The sequence below is a fragment of the Micromonospora sp. WMMD1155 genome (genome assembly GCF_029581275.1).
Taxonomy (GTDB): Bacteria; Actinomycetota; Actinomycetes; order Mycobacteriales; family Micromonosporaceae; genus Micromonospora.
In genome coordinates, this window is the sequence record NZ_CP120742.1 from 4651561 (window position 1) to 4667908 (window position 16348).

The window sequence follows — 16348 nt, forward strand, 5'->3', positions numbered from 1 at the left end:
TCAGCTGTCGACGAGCAGTAGCCACTCGTCGTCGAGGCGTTCGGTCACCGTGCCCGCCGGCCAGCGGTGACCGGCGTCGACCATCGCCCGGGCCTGCTCCACCTGTGGTGGTCGGCTGAACTGGGTGTCGCGGAAGCTCGCCATGCTGTGGAAGCGGGCTCGGCCGAAGTTCGCGGCGTCGGCGAAGCGGGCCCTGTCGAACAGCGCCTCCGCGCCGAACACCGTCCAGCGGAACAGCGCCATGTTCGTGAAGCGGACGGAGTAGAAGGTGGCCGACCGCCCGAACTCGGTGTGCTCCATCGACAGGGCGCCGTCGAAGGCGGCCTCCCGGAACGTGACGGCGTCCTCGAAGCGCGTCGCGTCGAAGCTGGTGGGCTGGCCGAAGGTCGTCCGGCGGAACGAGGTCTGGCCGGCGAAGCCGGCTCGCCGGCAGGACAGGCCACCGGTGAAGGCGGCCCCGTCGAAGCCGGCCTGGCCGACGCCCCGAACCCCGTCCAGCACGACCTCGCCGTCGGCCGTGAGGCCCTCGAAGATCACGTCGCCGAAGGTCGCCGCCCCGAGCAGGAGACGCCCCCGCGCCGTCGCGCCCGCGAAGGTGGTCGTGCCGGTGAACACCGCGCCGGTGAAGTTCGCGTCGACGAGCGTGCAGCCGGCGGCGTCGAAGTCGACCAGCCGGGCGCCGACCAGGTCGAGCGTCAGCTCCGGCCAGTGGGCCGCGTCGTCCGCACGCAGGTGCCGGGTGAGGACGCGCTGCGCGGTGCGCCGGACCTCCGTCTCGCGCGGCTCGTCGTCGGGCGCCGGCATCCGCAGGTACGCGCAGAGCACCGCCGCGATCGTCGTGCGCTGCCCCGGATTGTCCTGGCCGAGGCGTTCCAGCGCGTGCAGGCCACCGAGGCGTACCGCCGCGCTGTCGTTGCCGAGCAGCTCCACCGCCCGGGTGTAGAGCTCGGTCAGCCGCCGTTCCGCCGCGTCGTGCTCGGCGGCTGAGGACTGCCGGTCCTGGTGGCGCTGCGCGGCCTCGGCCACCGACTCGGCGTGCGCCTGAACCCGGTCCCGGTGGCTCTGATCCCGGGCGGCGACGTTCTCCTGGTGTCGCTGGGCGCGTTCGGTGATCCACTGCCGGCGGGCGGCCAGCAGCAGGGCGAGCCCTCCGCCGGTGCCGGCCACCACGGTCAGGCCGGTGCGGATCGCGTTGATGCGCAGCGTGGCCCGGGTGTCCGGCTGACCGGCCCGGTCCGCCTCGGTGAGGAGCAGGTCCAGCACCAGCCAGCCCAGGACGGCGGCGATCAGCAGACCGACCAGGACCAGCCACCAGGGCATCACCCGTAGCCGGCGCTCGGGGGGTTCGTCCGTGGACACGGCCACAGCATGCCATTTCGACGGCCCGACCCGGGGGTACGCAACAACCCGCCGTCCGATGTGGAGAGCAGGCGAATTGCCGGTTTGCACCCTCGGCGGAACAACGGGTTACCGGCGCGTAACAAGTCATTGACGTTGCCGAATCGTTGCGGGGATGATCGTCGCACGGTCGACCGGACACCCCCACCCACCTGCCCGGTTCGCCGGGTGCCTCCCCCCGGAGGTGCAGCCATGCTGCTCCGAAAGACCGTCCTCGTCGTGTCCGTCGCCGTCGCCGCCCTGATCGCGTCCGCCGGCACGGCGACCGCCGCCCCCGCCGTACCGACCGCTGCCCCGACCGCCGCCGCCAACCCCGTGATCGTGGTCGGCGGGCTCAGTGGCGTCGCCGTCGCGTACGAGCCGATCGCCGCCCGGCTGCGCGCCGACGGCTACCGCGCCTTCGTCTACCAACTGCCCGGGCTGGGCCTGGGCGACATCCCCACCTCCGCCCGCGCGTTCGCCACCTACGTCGACCAGGTGCGCGCCGGCACCGGCGCCTCGACGGTGGACGTCGTCGCCCACTCCGAAGGTGGCCTGGTCAGCCGCTACTACCTCAAGCGGCTCGGCGGCACGGCCACCGTCGGCCGTTACGTCAGCCTGGGCACCCCGCAGTACGGCACCTACGTCGCCAACATCGTGGCGTTCCTCGGACTCGGCAGCTGCGCCGGCATCGTGGCCTGCCAACAGATGACCATCGGCTCGGCCTTCCTCGCCGACCTCAACGCCGGGGACGACACCCCGGGCGCGGTGCGCTACACCACCATCCGCACCCTGCAGGACGAGCTGGTCCGGCCGACCGGCAACGCCGTCGTCAACGACGGTGCGACGAACGTGTTGATCCAGTCGTACTGCCCGCTGCGGGTGGTGGGGCACCTCGGCCTGGTGCTCGACGGCACGGCGTACAGCATCGTGCGTGGCGCCCTGGTCGACGGCCCGGTGCGGCCCAACTGCCTCGCGCTCTGACCCGGCCCGTGGGGGTGGTCCCGCCGGGACCACCCCCACAGTCGTGGACGGGTGACTGTCGGTTGCCCGACGTTGCCGGGAAAGGATGTGGCAGACATCAGACGTCCTCGATAGCCTGCTGCGGCTGTCCACTGACGACAGAGGAAGTGACCTTCGCGAAGGAGCAGCGCGCATGACCGAGCCGCACACCATGCCGCCGGAGAACACCCCGCCGACCGTGCCGCAGCTCGACGTCCGAGCCGCCGAACCACCGGCGGCCGACCCGCCGTCGACCGTCGGTGGGTTGACCGACCGCCCACCGGGTTATCCCAGCGCGCTGGTCTGGCTGCGCGCCGGGATCCTGCGGGACTGGCGCGGTGTGCTGGGCGCCTTCGTCGCCACCTGGTTCTACCTGCCGGTGGCGCTCCTCCTGGCCTTCTGGGGCGGCCTCAGCTTCGGCATCGTCGGCCTCTTCGCCGGCGGTCTCGGCGCGGACGACCAGGTGCCACAGGTGCTCCGCGACGCGCCGCTGATCGGCTCCCTGCTGGAGTCGTTCCTGAGCCGCTCCGGCGGGGTTCTCGGCGGTGTCGCGGGCTTCGCCGTCGGCTTCGTCGTCGGCTTCCTCAGCGTGCTGGTGCTGCCCTGGCTGGGTGCGGGTGACGGGCCCTTCACGGTGGTCACCGGTCTGCTCGGCACCGTCGTCGCGGCCGCGCTGATCGGGGTCCTCTACACGCTCTACCGGGTGCTGCTGGAACCGCGACTGCTCGTCGTCTCCGGCGCCCGCCAACCCAGCCGTCGCGAGGCCGCGCGGCTGCGACCCGTGCTCGACGACTGCGCGCGACGGCTCGGCCTGCCCAGCGTGCCGCGGCTACTCATGGAGGACGACCCCGTCCTGAGCAACGCCCGCACGTACGCCCGGCACGTCGTGGTCACCACCGCGGTGCTCACCGAGGCCGACGACGAGATCGCCGCGCTGCTCAGTCACGAGCTGGTGCACTGGCGCACCGGTGACGAGGTCACCAGCGCCTTCGTGCGTGGCGTCGGCTTGCCGCTCACCCTCGCGCACGCCCTGCCGACCTGGCTGATGCGGACGTTCCCTCATCCGGCCACCAACTTCGTGGTCTTCCTGTTCTTCTGGCCGGTGCTGCTCACCATGCGGTACGTGGTGCTGCCGCTGCACGCCCGGGACGTCCGGGCGGCGGAGTACCGGGCCGACCTGGGTGCCGTGCTCACCGGGCACGTCGACGGGATGCGGCGCATCCTGGAACGGCGGCTGTCCTTCGAGACCGGCCGCAGCGGTTGGGACGAGGCGGTCTGCGCCACCCACCCGCCGCACGAACTCCGGCTCGACGCGCTGGAACGGGCGACGCCGACCGGCGCGCCCGTCGGGGTGGCCGAGCCGGTCACCGTCGAGCGACTGTTCAACCAACCCGGCCCGGTCGGGAGCCGCCGCACCTGGCTGCTGGTGGGTGTCCTCGCCCTGGTCGCCTGCCTCGGCGCCGGTGGGCTCAGCGCGGTGCAGTGGGCGTTCTTCCGCCCCCAGACGGCGGTCGAGGGCTTTTTCGGCGCGCTCGCCGACCGGGACAGCGAGGCCGCGCTCGGCTACCTGACCGACCAGGGCGCCGGCACCGACACCGAACGGCTCGGTCGACTGCTGCGCGGCGACGGCTACCAACCACCGACCGACGTCGAGGTCAGCTCGCTGGAGCGCGACGGCGACAAGGCGACGGCCACCGTGGCGTACCGGCTGGCCGACGCGCCGCAGACCGCCACCCTCACGCTGGAGCGCGACCAGGAGGCCACCGCCGGTCTGTTCCGCGGTTGGCGGTTGACCGGTGGGCCGATCTCGCTCCACCCGTCGATCGCCGACCCCGGGGTGAAGCTCAACGGGGTGGAGTTGCCGGTCGCCACCGAGGGGCCGCCGCTGGTGCTGCTGCCCGGTGCCTACACCGCCACCGGCCCGTCCAGCGCGCTCAGTGAGACGCCGAGCACGACGGTGCTGGCCGTACCGGGGCAGGGCGCCGCCACCCTGCAACTGACCCCGGTGCTCAAGCCGGCGGCGACCGAGGCCGTCGACGCCCGGGTCCGCGCCTGGCTGGACGAGTGCGCCAAGCAGACGGTCGCCGCACCACCCGGTTGCCCGTTCCGCTACTACGGCGGGTCCGCGCAGAAGATCACCTGGAAGATCCTGGAATACCCGAAGGTCACCGTCGAGCTGACCGGCCCGAGCAGCGCCCGGGTGGCCACGCCGCTGCAGGGCCAGGGCCGGGTGCAGGTCAGCGGCACCACCACGTACTTCGGCACCAGCTCGCCGTTCACCGACGACAACGCGCTGACCGTCACCGGCGTCGCCACCGCCGACGGCGACACCGTCACCTTCCGACCCGCCTCCGACGACTGACCGGGAGACCCACCGTGACCGACAGCGACGCCGCGGCCCGGCTGCCCGTACGGCTGACCATCAACCCCCGGCAGCGACAGCAGCCGTCGGTCGACCTGCTGACCTGGATCCACCGCCGCCCGGAGTACCGGCCGGTGGTCCGCCAGGCCGGCGGTGGTGGGGGCCGACCGGGCTTCAGCGACGCGGTGATCATCGCGGTGCTGGCCCAGGGTCTGCTGCCCGGTCTGTTCAACCTGTTGCAGACCTGGGTCGACCAGCAGCGCACCGAGGCCAGCATCCGGATCCAGACGGGGGACACCGAGGTGGAACTCCAGGTGAGCGGGCGCACCGATTCCGCGCGCCTGCTGGCTCAGGCGACCGAGGCGCTGCGGGCCGCCCGGGAGCCCGGTCCGGACGCCGCCGACTGAGTCGGCGGCGTCCGGTGGCTCGGTGCCGGCGGGCGTCCGGACCGGCCGGGGGTCAGCTCGCCTTGGCGAGCGCCTCGAACTCGTCGTCGGTGAGCCGCACGTCGGCCGCGCCCACGTTCTCCTCCAGGTGCGCCACCGACGACGTACCGGGGATCGGCAGCATGACCGGCGAGCGACGCAGCAGCCAGGCCAGCGCGAGCTGTACGGGCGACGCGCCGTGCGCGCTGGAGATCGCGTCCAGCGGGCCGCCCGGGCGGGCCAGCTCACCGGTGGCGATCGGGTACCACGGGATGAACGCGAGGTCGTTGCGCTCGCAGTACTCCAGCACGTCCTCGGCGCTGCGGTTGGCGAGGTTGTACAGGTTCTGCACCGACGCGATCGTGGTGATCGCCCGGGACTCCTCGATCTGCGCGACGCTGACCTCGGACAGCCCGATGTGCTGGATCTTTCCCTCCTGCTGCAACAGGGCCAGCTCACCGAGCTGGTCGGCGAGCGGCACCTTCGGGTCGATCCGGTGCAGTTGATAGAGCGGGATGCTGTCCAGGCCGAGGTGGCGCAGGCTCAGCTCACACTGCTGACGCAGGTACTCCGGGCGGCCCACCACCCGCCAGTCGCCCGGCCCGGACCGGGTGAACCCACCCTTGGTCGCGATGACCAGGTCATCGGCGTACGGGTGCAGGGCCTCCCGGATCAGCAACTCCGAGACGAACGGCCCGTACGAGTCGGCGGTGTCGATGAACGTCACGCCCAGCTCGACCGCGCGGCGCAGCACCCGGACCGCCTCCGCCGGGTCCTTCGGGTCTCCCCAGACACCCGGACCGGTGATCTGCATCGCCCCGTAGCCGAGCCGGTTGACGGTGACGTCGCCACCGATGCGGTACGTGCCGGACGCCTTAGCGGGCTGCTCACTGATGTTTGTCGCCATGGGGCAGATCATCCCCTGGAATCCGGCCGTGACACCGCCGGCCCGCCGACTGTGTGGCCGGACACGTCGCCGGCCCGCCGACTCCGGTTGCCTGGAAGCGACGGGTACGGCCACCGCGTACGTGCGACGCTGACCGGGGCCGGTGCGAACCGGTGCGACGGCGAAGGGAGCACCCATGGCGGGAGTGCCGCAGGTCGACTTCGCGCTCGACACGTACGAGTGCATCGTGCTCTACCCCGGCGCGGCCGGGCGGGTGCTGCCCGCCGAGACCGTGCAGCGGTTGCAGGCCGAGCACGCCGAGCACATGCAGGCGTTGCAGCGACGCGGCATCATCCTGGTCTCCGGCTCGATCGACGGGACGACGAGCAACCCGGAGCCCCCGATCGGCTTCGGGCTCGCCCGCACCGGCAGCGTCGAGGACGTGCGCAGCGTGCTGGAGGCCGACCCGGCGGTGCAGGCCGGGCTGTACCGGGTGGACGTGCTGACCTTCCTCTGCCCGGCCGGGTCTCTGGAGTTTCCGCTGGTCAAGGCCGGGAGCTGACTGGCCGGTCAATCGGCGGCTGTCGTGATGGTGACGGCGCTCGGCGGCCCTGCGGTGCTACGGTCGCCCCCAGCGAGGGCCGCCGCCGGGGCGCACCCGGAGCCATCGATCGGCCCCGGTCGAGGAGTCGCCATGAGCTCCGCCGCCACCGGTGATGTCGCGACGGCCACCGCCCGACTGCGGGCCCTGCTCGGCGACCGGCTGCACGAGCCGGGCGATCCCGAGTACGCCGCCACCACCCGGCTCTGGAACGGCGCGGTCCAGCGCGCGCCCGCCCTGGTCGCGCACTGCCGGGACGCCGACGAGGTGGCCGACGCCGTCCGCATCACCGCCCGGTGCCACCTGCCCCTGTCGGTCCGCTCCGGCGGGCACGACTGGGCCGGTCGGGCCCTGCGCGACGGCGGGCTGGTGCTCGACCTGACCGGATTGCGGGCCGTCCGGGTGGACCCGGACACGGCCACGGTGACGGTCGGCGGCGGCACCACGGCCGCCGGGCTGCTCGCCGCCGCCCGCCCGTACGACCTGGTGGTGCCCACCGGTGTGGTCGACGCCGTGGGCATGGCCGGGCTCAGCCTCGCCGGCGGGTACGGCCCGCTGGGCGGCCGGTTCGGGCTGACCGTGGACAACCTGCTCGGTGCGGAGGTGGTCCTCGCCGACGGCCGTCGGGTCACCGCCGACGCCCGGCACGACGCCGAGCTGTACTGGGCGTTGCGCGGCGGTGGCGGGAACCTCGGCATCGTGACCGAGCTGCGCTTCCGGGCGCACCGGCTGCCCGCCGTGCTGGCCGGCATGATCATGTTTCCGCTGGCCGAGGCGCCGGACGTGCTGCGCGGCTACGGCGCGCTGGTCGCCGAGGCCCCGGACGAGCTGACCGTGATGACCGGTTTCCTGCCCGGCCCGGCCGGCGAACCGGTGATCTTCGTCTGCCCCTTTCACAGCGGCCCGGACCTGGACGCCGGGCTGCCGTGGATGGACCGACTACGTGCCCTGGGCACCCCGCTGGTCGACCAGATCGCCCCGATGCCGTACGCGGACGCCCTGCGGATGTTCGACGGCGGAATGGTCGACGGCAACCACTACCTGCTGCGCACCCGCTGGCTTCCCGCGCTCACCGACCGCGCCGTGGACGTGGTCGTCGACGCCGCCCGGCAGGTCAGCTCGCCGTTCTCCGCGCTGGCCGTGCACCACTTCCACGGTGCGGCCACCCGGGTCCGGCGGGCCGACACGGCGTTCGGGCTGCGCACCGAGCACCTGCTCGCCGAGATCATCGCGGTGTGGGCGCCCGGCGATTCGGCCGAGCCGCACCGCGACTGGGCCGAGCGCACCTCGACGGGGCTCGCCCCGCACGCCCTGCCCGGCGGTTACCCCAACCTGCTCGCCCCCGAGGAGACCGACCGGGTCCGGCTCGCCTACGGCGCGAACTGGCCGCGGCTGCGCCGCGCCAAGCACCGTTACGACCCCCGTGAGCTGCTCACCGCGGTGCCCACCCTGCCCCCGTCGGCGCACTGATGGCAGGCCGCCGCCGGGAGCACCCCGACAGCGCACGTCACCGGAGGCGTACGATTCCCGGCGCGCGGTCGCTGTTGCCCGTCGCCACAACGTTCCCGGCGTGGTTCCGCCCGTCGGCCCGACGCGCGCCGCGCGTCGTTGGACACATGTTCCGCTGCCTGCAATGGGTCGGTCCCGAGTCCGACCTGAAGGAGAGACTAGCCTGATGGGCGTGACACGCCGCGCGAAGATCGTCTGCACTCTTGGTCCCGCCACCTCGTCCCCGGAGCGCATCCGGGGTCTCGTCGAGGCCGGCATGAACGTGGCGAGGCTCAACTTCAGCCACGGCAGCCACGCCGACCACGAGGCGGTCTATCGACTGGTCCGGGAGGCGTCCGAGGCGGCAGGTAAGCCGGTGGCCGTCCTCGCCGACCTCCAGGGCCCCAAGATCCGCCTCGGCAAGTTCGCCGACGGCCCGCACGAGTGGCGCACCGGCGACTCGGTCGTGATCACCGGCGACGACATCCTCGGCACCAAGGAGCGGGTCTCCTGCACCTACACCAAGCTGCCGCACGAGGTGAAGCCCGGAGACCGGCTGCTGATCGACGACGGCCGCGTCGCCGTCGAGGTCAGCGACGTCACCGGCAACGACATCCGCTGCCTCGTCACCGAGGGCGGCCCGGTCTCCAACAACAAGGGCGTCTCGCTGCCCAACGTGGCGGTCAGCGTGCCCGCCATGTCGGACAAGGACGCCGAGGACCTGCGCTTCTCCCTCGGGCTCGGCGTCGACCTGGTCGCGCTCTCCTTCGTCCGCTCGGCGGAGGACATCAAGCTCGTGCACGGCATCATGGCCGAGGAGGGCGTGTTCCGCCCGGTGCTGGCCAAGGTCGAGAAGCCGGAGGCGGTGGACGAGCTCGAGGCCATCGTGCTGGCCTTCGACGGCGTCATGGTCGCCCGCGGTGACCTCGGCGTCGAGATGCCGCTGGACCAGGTCCCCCTGGTGCAGAAGCGTGCCGTGCAGCTGTGCCGCGAGAACGCCAAGCCCGTCATCGTGGCCACCCAGATGCTCGACTCCATGATCGAGAATTCCCGCCCCACCCGCGCGGAGGCCTCCGACGTCGCCAACGCCGTGCTCGACGGCGCGGACGCCGTGATGCTCTCCGGCGAGACCAGCGTCGGCAAGTACCCGGTGCTGACCGTCAGCACCATGGCCAAGATCGTGACGACCACCGAGTCCGGCTCGATCGGCGTTCCCCGTCTGCAGCACGACCCGCGTACCCACGGTGGCGCGCTCACCGTCGCCGCCTCGTCGATCGCCCGGGCCATCAACGCCAAGGCGCTGGTCGCCTTCTCGCAGACCGGCGACACCGTCCGACGGCTGTCCCGCCTGCACTGCGACCTGCCGCTGCTGGCCTTCACGCCGGTCCCCGAGGTGCGCGACCAGCTCGCCCTCACCTGGGGCGTGGAGACCTTCCTGATGCCGTTCGTGCAGCACACCGACGACATGTTCCGTCAGGTCGACCAGGCGCTGCTCGGCCTCAACCGGGCCAACCCCGGTGACTACGTGGTGATCGTGGCGGGCAGCCCGCCCGGCACCCCCGGCTCGACCAACACGCTGCGCGTACACCAGCTCGGTTCGCTGGTCGACGCGGCGTCGGCGCGGGCCCTGCAGTGAGCGACGGTCGGGTCGCGGTCGGCCAGGCCGCCGTGGACCAGCTCCTGGAAGTGCTGGACCTCGACCCGACCGGCGAGATGGCCTTCCGGGGGATGAGCCCTCCGGTCGGCCCACAACGGGTGTACGGCGGCCAGGTCGCCGGTCAGGCCCTGGTCGCCGCCGGCCGCACCGTCGACCCGGAGCGGTTCGTGCACTCCCTGCACGGCTACTTCGTGCGCCCCGGCGACCCGGTCGAACCGATCGAGTACCAGGTGGAGAACATCCGCGACGGACGGTCGTTCTCGGTGCGCCGTTCGGTGGCGCTGCAGCACGGCAAGCCGATCTTCTTCATGTCGGCGTCCTTCCAGCGGGCCGAGGAAGGCCTGGACCACCAGGTCACCGCCCCGCTGGACGTACCCCTGCCGCAGGACGTGCCGACGATGGCCGACCGGCTCGCCCGCTACCCGGAGCGGCTCGGCATGTGGGGTCAGATCCCGCGACCGATCGACGTGCGTTACGTGGGGGAGCCCGGCTGGGTGCGCCCCGGTGACCGGCCCGCCGACCCGCACCAGCGGGTCTGGATGCGCATCGACGGCAAACTGCCCGACGATCCGCTGCTGCACGCCTGCGCGCTCACCTACGCCTCGGATCTCACCCTGCTCGACTCGGTGCTCTCCGCGCACGGTGAGGTGTGGGGGCCGGGCGGGCTCGTCGGCGCGAGCCTGGACCACGCCCTGTGGTTCCACCGGCCCTTCCGCGCCGACGAGTGGTTCCTCTACGACTGCCTGAGCCCGTCGGCGTCCGGGGCCCGCGGATTGGCCACCGGCCGGATGTTCACCACCGACGGCCAGCAGATCGCCAGCGCCGTCCAGGAGGGTCTGCTGCGCCGCGTCGGGGCCTGACCCCCTCGTCATCCCCGCCCGGCCCGTGGCGGGGATGACGAGAGTCAGCCCTGGTGGATCGCCTCGCCGGCGATCTCGATCTGCACCGTCTTACCGACCAGCACCCCGCCGCTCTCCAGGACGACGTTCCACAGCAGACCGTAGTCCTCGCGGTTGATCTCGGCCGTCGCGCTGAACCCGAAGATGTTCTGCCCGTACGGATCCTGACGTGCGCCGCCGAAGTTCACCTCCAGGTCCACAGCCCGGGTGATCCCCTTCACCGTCAACTCACCCGTGAGGACGAATCGTCCGGGAATGCCGTCGGACTGCGGCGGAACAATGTGACTCCGGCCTCGTCCGGCCAGCCGGTGGTTGCGCAGCCGGGCCCACTGGAATATCGGGTTGTCGTTACCCTGCCATTTGATGCCGGTGCTTCGATATTCGAGGGTGGGATAACGCTCCACGTCGAGGAAGTCGGCGCTCTTGAGATGCGTGTCCCGGTCACCGCTCCCGGTGGTGATGCTGGCCGACATGATGGTCGCCGTGACCGAGGAGAGCAGCGGATCCTCCGCCACGAAGACCTGTGCGCTGGCCTCGGCGAACTCGCCGCGTACCGGGCTCACCATCATGTGCCGGGACAGGAAACCGATCCGCTTGTGCGCCTGATCGAGATGATAGGTGCCGGCCACCGGGATGGTCATGCCATCCCAGTTACGTGTCGCGGTATCGGTCATCGTGGTGCCTTCCCCCCGAGGGTGCCCGGGCGTTTATCAATATCTTGCCGGCGGTCGGGTAAACGGCCAGACAGTCGTACTCCCGCCCAGCATAAGGAGGCTCCCGAACCGCATTTCGGCCCCCACCGTTCGGTGGATCATGAGGCAGCTCACCCGTCCCCGGCGGTGGCCTCGGTCGGTGTGCTGTGCGCATCCCCGGCGGTGGCCGTCGCCGCTGCCGGCGGGGCCTCTCATCGGTTCCCGGTAGCAACCGCGGAGCGCCCGACCGGTGCCCGTTCCGATCGGTGTGTGTCCGATCGGCCGAGGGTCGCCTGCCCGCCTGGTTGACCAGCGACTAACCTTGCCGGCATGCGCCTCTCCGCCCGGGTCGACTACGCCCTCCGCGCGGCCGCCGAACTCGCCGCGACGGCCAGCGGTCCCGGGCGCGGCCGCCCGGTCACCGCCGACCAGATCGCTCGAGCTCAGGAGATCCCACCGAAGTTCCTGGAGAGCATCCTGCTCCAGCTGCGGCGCGGCGGCATCGTGCACGCCCAGCGTGGCCCGGAGGGCGGCTACTGGCTGGCCCGCCCGGCCGAGGAGATCTCCCTCGCCGACGTCATCCGGGTGATCGACGGGCCCCTCGCACACGTACGCGGCCAGCGCCCGGAACAACTCGGCTACCACGGCCCGGCCCGGGCGCTGCAGGAAGTCTGGATCGCGCTGCGGGCGAGCGAACGCGAAATCCTCGAACTGGTGAGCGTCGCCGACGTGGCCGCAGGCACCCTGCCCGCACGGGTCACCGAGTTGGTGGCCGACCCGCGCGCCTGGACCTGAGCTTCGCCCGTTCCCCGCCAGGGCGCGATGGTGTCCTGCCGCGTCGCGCCCGCTGTCCCTGCTGTGCCGCTGTCGGGTTCATCACGTCGAGCTGGTCAGTCTCGCCGTCCGCCGGGCGCCGTTGTCGGTGCGGGTGCGCGGGGTCGTCTCGCCGTTCGTCGTCTCGGCGTCTGTCGTTCCGGCGTCCGCCGGCCTGCTGGGTCGGCGCGCTGAGTCGTCCGGCCCGCCGAACAGGTCGCTCAGGTCCCGCCGACCGGCTCTGGTGCCGTTGCGGCGAGATCTTGGACGGTTTCCGTCCGCGCTGAACTGTGCCGCGCTGAACGGTAACTGTCCAAGATCTTCCGGTGGTAAAGCGTTCGGTGGGCGAGGCGGCGGAAATCGCCGTGCCCGCACTGTGTCGCGCGGTCCAGCGTGATCAGTCCTCCCACGCACACCCACATCGAGGCCGCCACCCTCATCCGCATCGGTGATCAGAGGGTTGCGTCGGCGTGCGCCACACGTCGGCGTCCCATCCACCGATCGGGGGCTTGACCCTGGCTGCCCCGTGCCGCATTGTCGACCAAGTCGATAGGAGATACCGAAAAGTCAGGGGGCGCTCGTGCGCAAGCTACTGGTCCTCGCTCTGGTCGGGCTCGTCGCGCAGTTGATCGATGGTTCGCTCGGCATGGCGTACGGGCTGACCTCGTCCACGCTGCTGTTGGTCGCCGGAGTCGCCCCGGCTGCCGCCTCGGCGTCGGTGCACCTGGCCGAGATCGGCACCACGCTCGCCGCCGGGGTCGCTCACTGGCGGTTCGGCAACGTCGACTGGCGAGTGGTGACCCGCATCGCCCTGCCCGGCGCGATCGGGGCCTTCGCCGGCGCCACCCTGCTCAGCTCGATCTCCACCGAGGCCGCCGCGCCGTGGATGGCCGGCATCCTCTTCGCCCTCGGCGCGTACCTGCTGGTCCGCTTCGCCCGACCGCTGCGCACCGGTCGGGTCGGCGGGCGGCTCCGCGGTCGCTTTCTCGGCCCACTCGGCCTGGTCGCCGGCTTCGTCGACGCGACCGGCGGCGGTGGGTGGGGCCCGGTGGCCACCCCGGCGCTGCTGGTGTCCGGCCGCATGGAGCCCCGCAAGGTGATCGGCTCGGTGGACACCGCCGAGTTCGTCGTGGCCGGCGCGGCCAGTGTCGGGTTCCTCATCGGGCTGGGCACCGAGGGGTTCCTGCTGCCCACCGTCGCCGCGCTGCTGGTCGGCGGACTCATCGCCGCCCCGCTGGCCGCCTGGCTGGTACGAATCGTGCCCGCCCAACTGCTCGGCGCGGCGATCGGCGGCGTGATCGTGTTGACCAATGCCCGCACCCTGATCCGTTCCGCCGAACTCGACGGACCTGTCCGCCCCATCCTGTACGCACTGCTGGCCGTCGGCTGGCTTGCCGCCCTGGTGCTGGCCGTGCGGGCCCTGCGCCGAACCCGGCAGTCCCGCGCCGAGGAAGCCGCGGCGGCGAACGCCTCTCCCGCGCCCGCCCCGGCCGCCCTCGTCGGCGCTGCCGCCGCCGTCGTGGTCCCGGCCGATCTGACCCCATCGGGTACGCCTCACCCACGCTGAACCCCACCCCCGCCCGCGTGCTCGTCCCCGCGTGCTCGTCCCCGTTCCCGCCCGCGTCCCCGCGCTCGTCCCCGCGTGCTCGTCCCCGTTCCCGCCCGCGTCCCCGCCCGCGTCCCCGCCCGCGTCCCCGCGCTCGTCCCCGCCCGCGTCCCCGCCCGCGTCCCCGCCCGCGTCCCCGTCCCTGTCTCCGCGCTCGTCCCCGCGCGTGCCCGTCCCTGTCCCCGCGCTCGTCCCCGCCCGCGTGCTCGGTCGACGGGCGCGTGCTCGGTCGACGGGCGCACCCGTCACCGGGCCCCAACGGTCACGGCTGACCTTTCCGCCAGGCGCTCCTCGCCAAGATCGCGCAAGATCCAGGATGTAGTGGTATCCCGGCGCTTCGTGGCCACTACATCCTGGTTCGAGCGTGACCTTGACGGTTGCCGGCGTTCGACCTGCTCCCGGTCGGCCGCGCGACGGGTTCGTGGTCAAGATCCGCGCAACATCAGGGTTGTTGCTGTGTCCCGCGTGTCTGAGGCAGCAACATCCCTGATGTTGTGAGGATCTTGGCGCGGGGCGCGGGGCGCGGGGCGCGGGGCGCGGGGCGCGGGGCGCGGGGCGCGGGGCGCGGGGCGCGGGGCGCGGGGCGCGGGGCGCGGGGCGCGGGGCGCGGGGCGCGGGGCGCGGGGCGCGGGGCGCGGGGCGCGGGGCGCGGGGCGCGGGACGCGGGACGCGGGACGCGGGACGCGGGACGCGGGACGCGGGACGCGGGACGCGGGACGCGGGACGCGGGACGCGGGGCGCGGGACGCGGGGCGCGGGGCGCGGCGACGGGAGGCGGGGCGTCTGCGGCGGGCGACGGGGCGCGGCGCGGCGGGCGACGGCGCGGCGGGCGACGGCGCGGCGGGGCACGGGGTGTCTGCGGGGGCGGGGCGCGGGTCAGCGGTTGAGAAGATCTTGGGCCGTGGTGGCGAGCAGGGTCCAGGCGTCGTCGACGTGCTTGTCGGTGGTCTGCGGGGAGCCGATGGCCATCCGCAGCGTGTAGCGGCCGGCGATTCGGGTGTGCGTCAGGTGGACGCGTCCGGTGGCGTTCACCGAGGTCAGCAGTGCGGCGTTGACGTCGTCGTCGGCGCGTAGCCGGAAGCAGACAAGCGCGAACGGGTGCGCGGCCGCCAGCTCGAACCGGTCGTCGGAGCGAACCTGTTCGGCGAACCGTTCGGCGAGCCGCACGCCGGAGCGGATGTGTGCCTGCAGTCCTTCGGCGCCGTACCAGCGCAGCACGAACCACAGCTTCAGGGCCCGGAAACGTCGGCCCAGCGGCACCTGCCAGTCGCGGTAGTCGATCACCGCGCCGGAGTCGGAGGCCGCGTTGCGGAGGAACTCTGGAAGCACGGTCAGCGCCTCGATCAGCTCGGCCCGGTCGGCCACCCAGAACGCGTCGCAGTCGAAGCCGGTGAGCAGCCACTTGTGCGGGTCGAAGCAGTACGAATCGGCGTACTCCAGGCCGGCGTGTGACCACCGCAGTTCGGGGCAGACGGCGGCGGCGCCCGCGTACGCGGCGTCGACGTGCAGCCAGATGCCGTACTCCGCGCAGATGGCCCCGATCTCCGGTATCGGGTCGACGGCGGTGGTGGAGGTGGTGCCGATGGTGGCCACCACGACGGCCGGTACGTCTCCGGCGGCGAGGTCGGCTTCGATGGCGGCGCGTAGCGCGGCGGGCAGCATCGCCTGGGTGGCCGGGTCCACGTCGATCGTGCGGACCCCGTCGCTGCCCAGTCCGGCGATCCGGACGGCCTTCTCGATGGAGGAGTGCCCGTGGGTGGACGTGTAGGCGCGGTAGCGTCGGTCGATGCCGGTCTCGCGCCAGCGGCCCCCGCTGGCCCGGTGCAGAGCGGCGAGGGTGGCCACCAGGGTGGCCGAGGAGGCGGAGTCCTGGATGACGCCGCCGCCTCTGCCGCTGGAACGGAACTGCTGCGGCAGGTCCAGCAGGTGCGCCAGCCAGTCCATCAACACCGTCTCCAACTCGGTGCTGGCGGGGCTGGTGGCCCAGAGCATGCCCTGCACGCCGAGCCCGGAGCTGACCAGGTCGCCGAGCACGCTGGGGCCGGAGGTGTTGGCCGGGAAGTAGCCGAAGAAGCTCGGGTGCTGCCAGTGGGTCAACCCCGGTACGACGATCGCGTCCAGGTCGGCGAGGACCGCCTCGACCGGTTCGCCGCCCGTGGTGGGTGGCGTGGTGGGGAGGGCGGCGGCGACAGTGCCGGGCGGGTCGGACGGGGCGACCGGCTGTTGCCCGACTGTCGCCCAGTAGTCGGCGATCCAGTCGACGACGGCGTGGCCGGCGCGGCGGAACTCGTCGGGGTCCATGTGTGCAGCGGTCACCCCAACGAGTTGATCAGGCATCGATCGTGGACGCAAGACCCGGAATCGCGGTGACGGACGTCGATATTGCGGAGCGGAAAGCGCTTGCCCTACGATGCGGCTTGAGTCGGATCCGTGAGTTCCAGGGCGTTCACCCCCGATCAGACCGCCGTCCGCCGCCGCCGCGGCCGGGCCGATCCACTGTGCTCCCCGGGCCGGGCCAGTGGGCCACAGCGGTCGTCACCG

Annotated in this window: 13 protein-coding genes; 9 read left to right on the plus strand and 4 right to left on the minus strand. The window is 72.6% G+C overall.

The genetic code is table 11. From position 1 onward, the window contains the following. A complete protein-coding gene (locus O7617_RS21505) occupies window positions 1-1359 on the minus strand; it encodes a pentapeptide repeat-containing protein (protein WP_282257688.1) in 1359 nt (452 codons plus the stop codon). A gap of 231 nt (window positions 1360-1590) precedes the next feature. On the opposite strand from O7617_RS21505, the gene O7617_RS21510 reads away from it, so the two are divergent. The 3 genes from O7617_RS21510 to O7617_RS21520 all read left to right on the plus strand — a co-directional run bounded on the left by O7617_RS21510 (window position 1591) and on the right by O7617_RS21520 (window position 5148). After that, on the plus strand, window positions 1591-2361 hold the full coding sequence (locus tag O7617_RS21510; RefSeq protein WP_282257690.1) for an alpha/beta fold hydrolase: 771 nt from the start codon (window positions 1591-1593) through the stop codon (window positions 2359-2361). Between the two features lie 172 nt (window positions 2362-2533). After that, window positions 2534-4741: a M48 family metalloprotease gene (locus O7617_RS21515; protein WP_282257692.1), complete on the plus strand. Its 2208-nt coding sequence runs from the start codon at window positions 2534-2536 to the stop codon at window positions 4739-4741. A 14-nt stretch (window positions 4742-4755) separates the two neighbouring features. After that, window positions 4756-5148 carry a hypothetical protein gene (locus O7617_RS21520; protein WP_282257694.1) on the plus strand — a complete coding sequence of 131 codons (393 nt, stop codon included), beginning with the start codon at window positions 4756-4758 and terminating at the stop codon, window positions 5146-5148. A 52-nt stretch (window positions 5149-5200) separates the two neighbouring features. Here O7617_RS21520 and O7617_RS21525 read toward each other — a convergent pair whose 3' ends face one another. After that, entirely contained in the window at window positions 5201-6073 is an 873-nt protein-coding gene (locus O7617_RS21525) for an aldo/keto reductase (RefSeq protein ID WP_282257696.1), read from the minus strand. Window positions 6074-6248: 175 nt separating this feature from the next. Between O7617_RS21525 and O7617_RS21530 the strand changes: the two genes are divergently transcribed. The 4 genes from O7617_RS21530 (at window position 6249) to O7617_RS21545 (ending at window position 10658) form a co-directional block, all read left to right on the plus strand. After that, on the plus strand, window positions 6249-6614 hold the full coding sequence (locus O7617_RS21530) for a YciI family protein (RefSeq protein ID WP_282257698.1): 366 nt from the start codon (window positions 6249-6251) through the stop codon (window positions 6612-6614). A 132-nt stretch (window positions 6615-6746) separates the two neighbouring features. Next, window positions 6747-8123: an FAD-dependent oxidoreductase gene (locus tag O7617_RS21535; protein WP_282257700.1), complete on the plus strand. Its 1377-nt coding sequence runs from the start codon at window positions 6747-6749 to the stop codon at window positions 8121-8123. A 205-nt stretch (window positions 8124-8328) separates the two neighbouring features. Beyond that, window positions 8329-9777, plus strand: coding sequence for a pyruvate kinase (gene pyk, locus O7617_RS21540; protein WP_282257702.1), 1449 nt, complete (start codon window positions 8329-8331; stop codon window positions 9775-9777). Further along, window positions 9774-10658: an acyl-CoA thioesterase II gene (locus tag O7617_RS21545; protein ID WP_282257704.1), complete on the plus strand. Its 885-nt coding sequence runs from the start codon at window positions 9774-9776 to the stop codon at window positions 10656-10658. The genes pyk and O7617_RS21545 overlap by 4 nt, the downstream gene beginning before the upstream one ends. A 44-nt stretch (window positions 10659-10702) precedes the next feature. Here the strand turns inward: O7617_RS21545 and O7617_RS21550 are convergent, their stop codons facing one another. Continuing rightward, a complete protein-coding gene (locus tag O7617_RS21550) occupies window positions 10703-11371 on the minus strand; it encodes a YceI family protein (RefSeq protein WP_282257706.1) in 669 nt (222 codons plus the stop codon). Between the two features lie 348 nt (window positions 11372-11719). Here O7617_RS21550 and O7617_RS21555 point away from each other — a divergent pair, with 348 nt between their 5' ends. Both O7617_RS21555 and O7617_RS21560 read left to right on the plus strand, forming a co-directional pair. After that, window positions 11720-12184: an Rrf2 family transcriptional regulator gene (locus O7617_RS21555; RefSeq protein WP_282257708.1), complete on the plus strand. Its 465-nt coding sequence runs from the start codon at window positions 11720-11722 to the stop codon at window positions 12182-12184. A gap of 598 nt (window positions 12185-12782) precedes the next feature. Next, on the plus strand, window positions 12783-13769 hold the full coding sequence (locus O7617_RS21560) for a sulfite exporter TauE/SafE family protein (protein ID WP_282257710.1): 987 nt from the start codon (window positions 12783-12785) through the stop codon (window positions 13767-13769). 914 nt (window positions 13770-14683) lie between these two features. Here the strand turns inward: O7617_RS21560 and O7617_RS21565 are convergent. After that, window positions 14684-16123: a pyridoxal-dependent decarboxylase gene (locus O7617_RS21565; RefSeq protein ID WP_282257712.1), complete on the minus strand. Its 1440-nt coding sequence runs from the start codon at window positions 16121-16123 to the stop codon at window positions 14684-14686. Window positions 16124-16348: the final 225 nt, after the last annotated feature.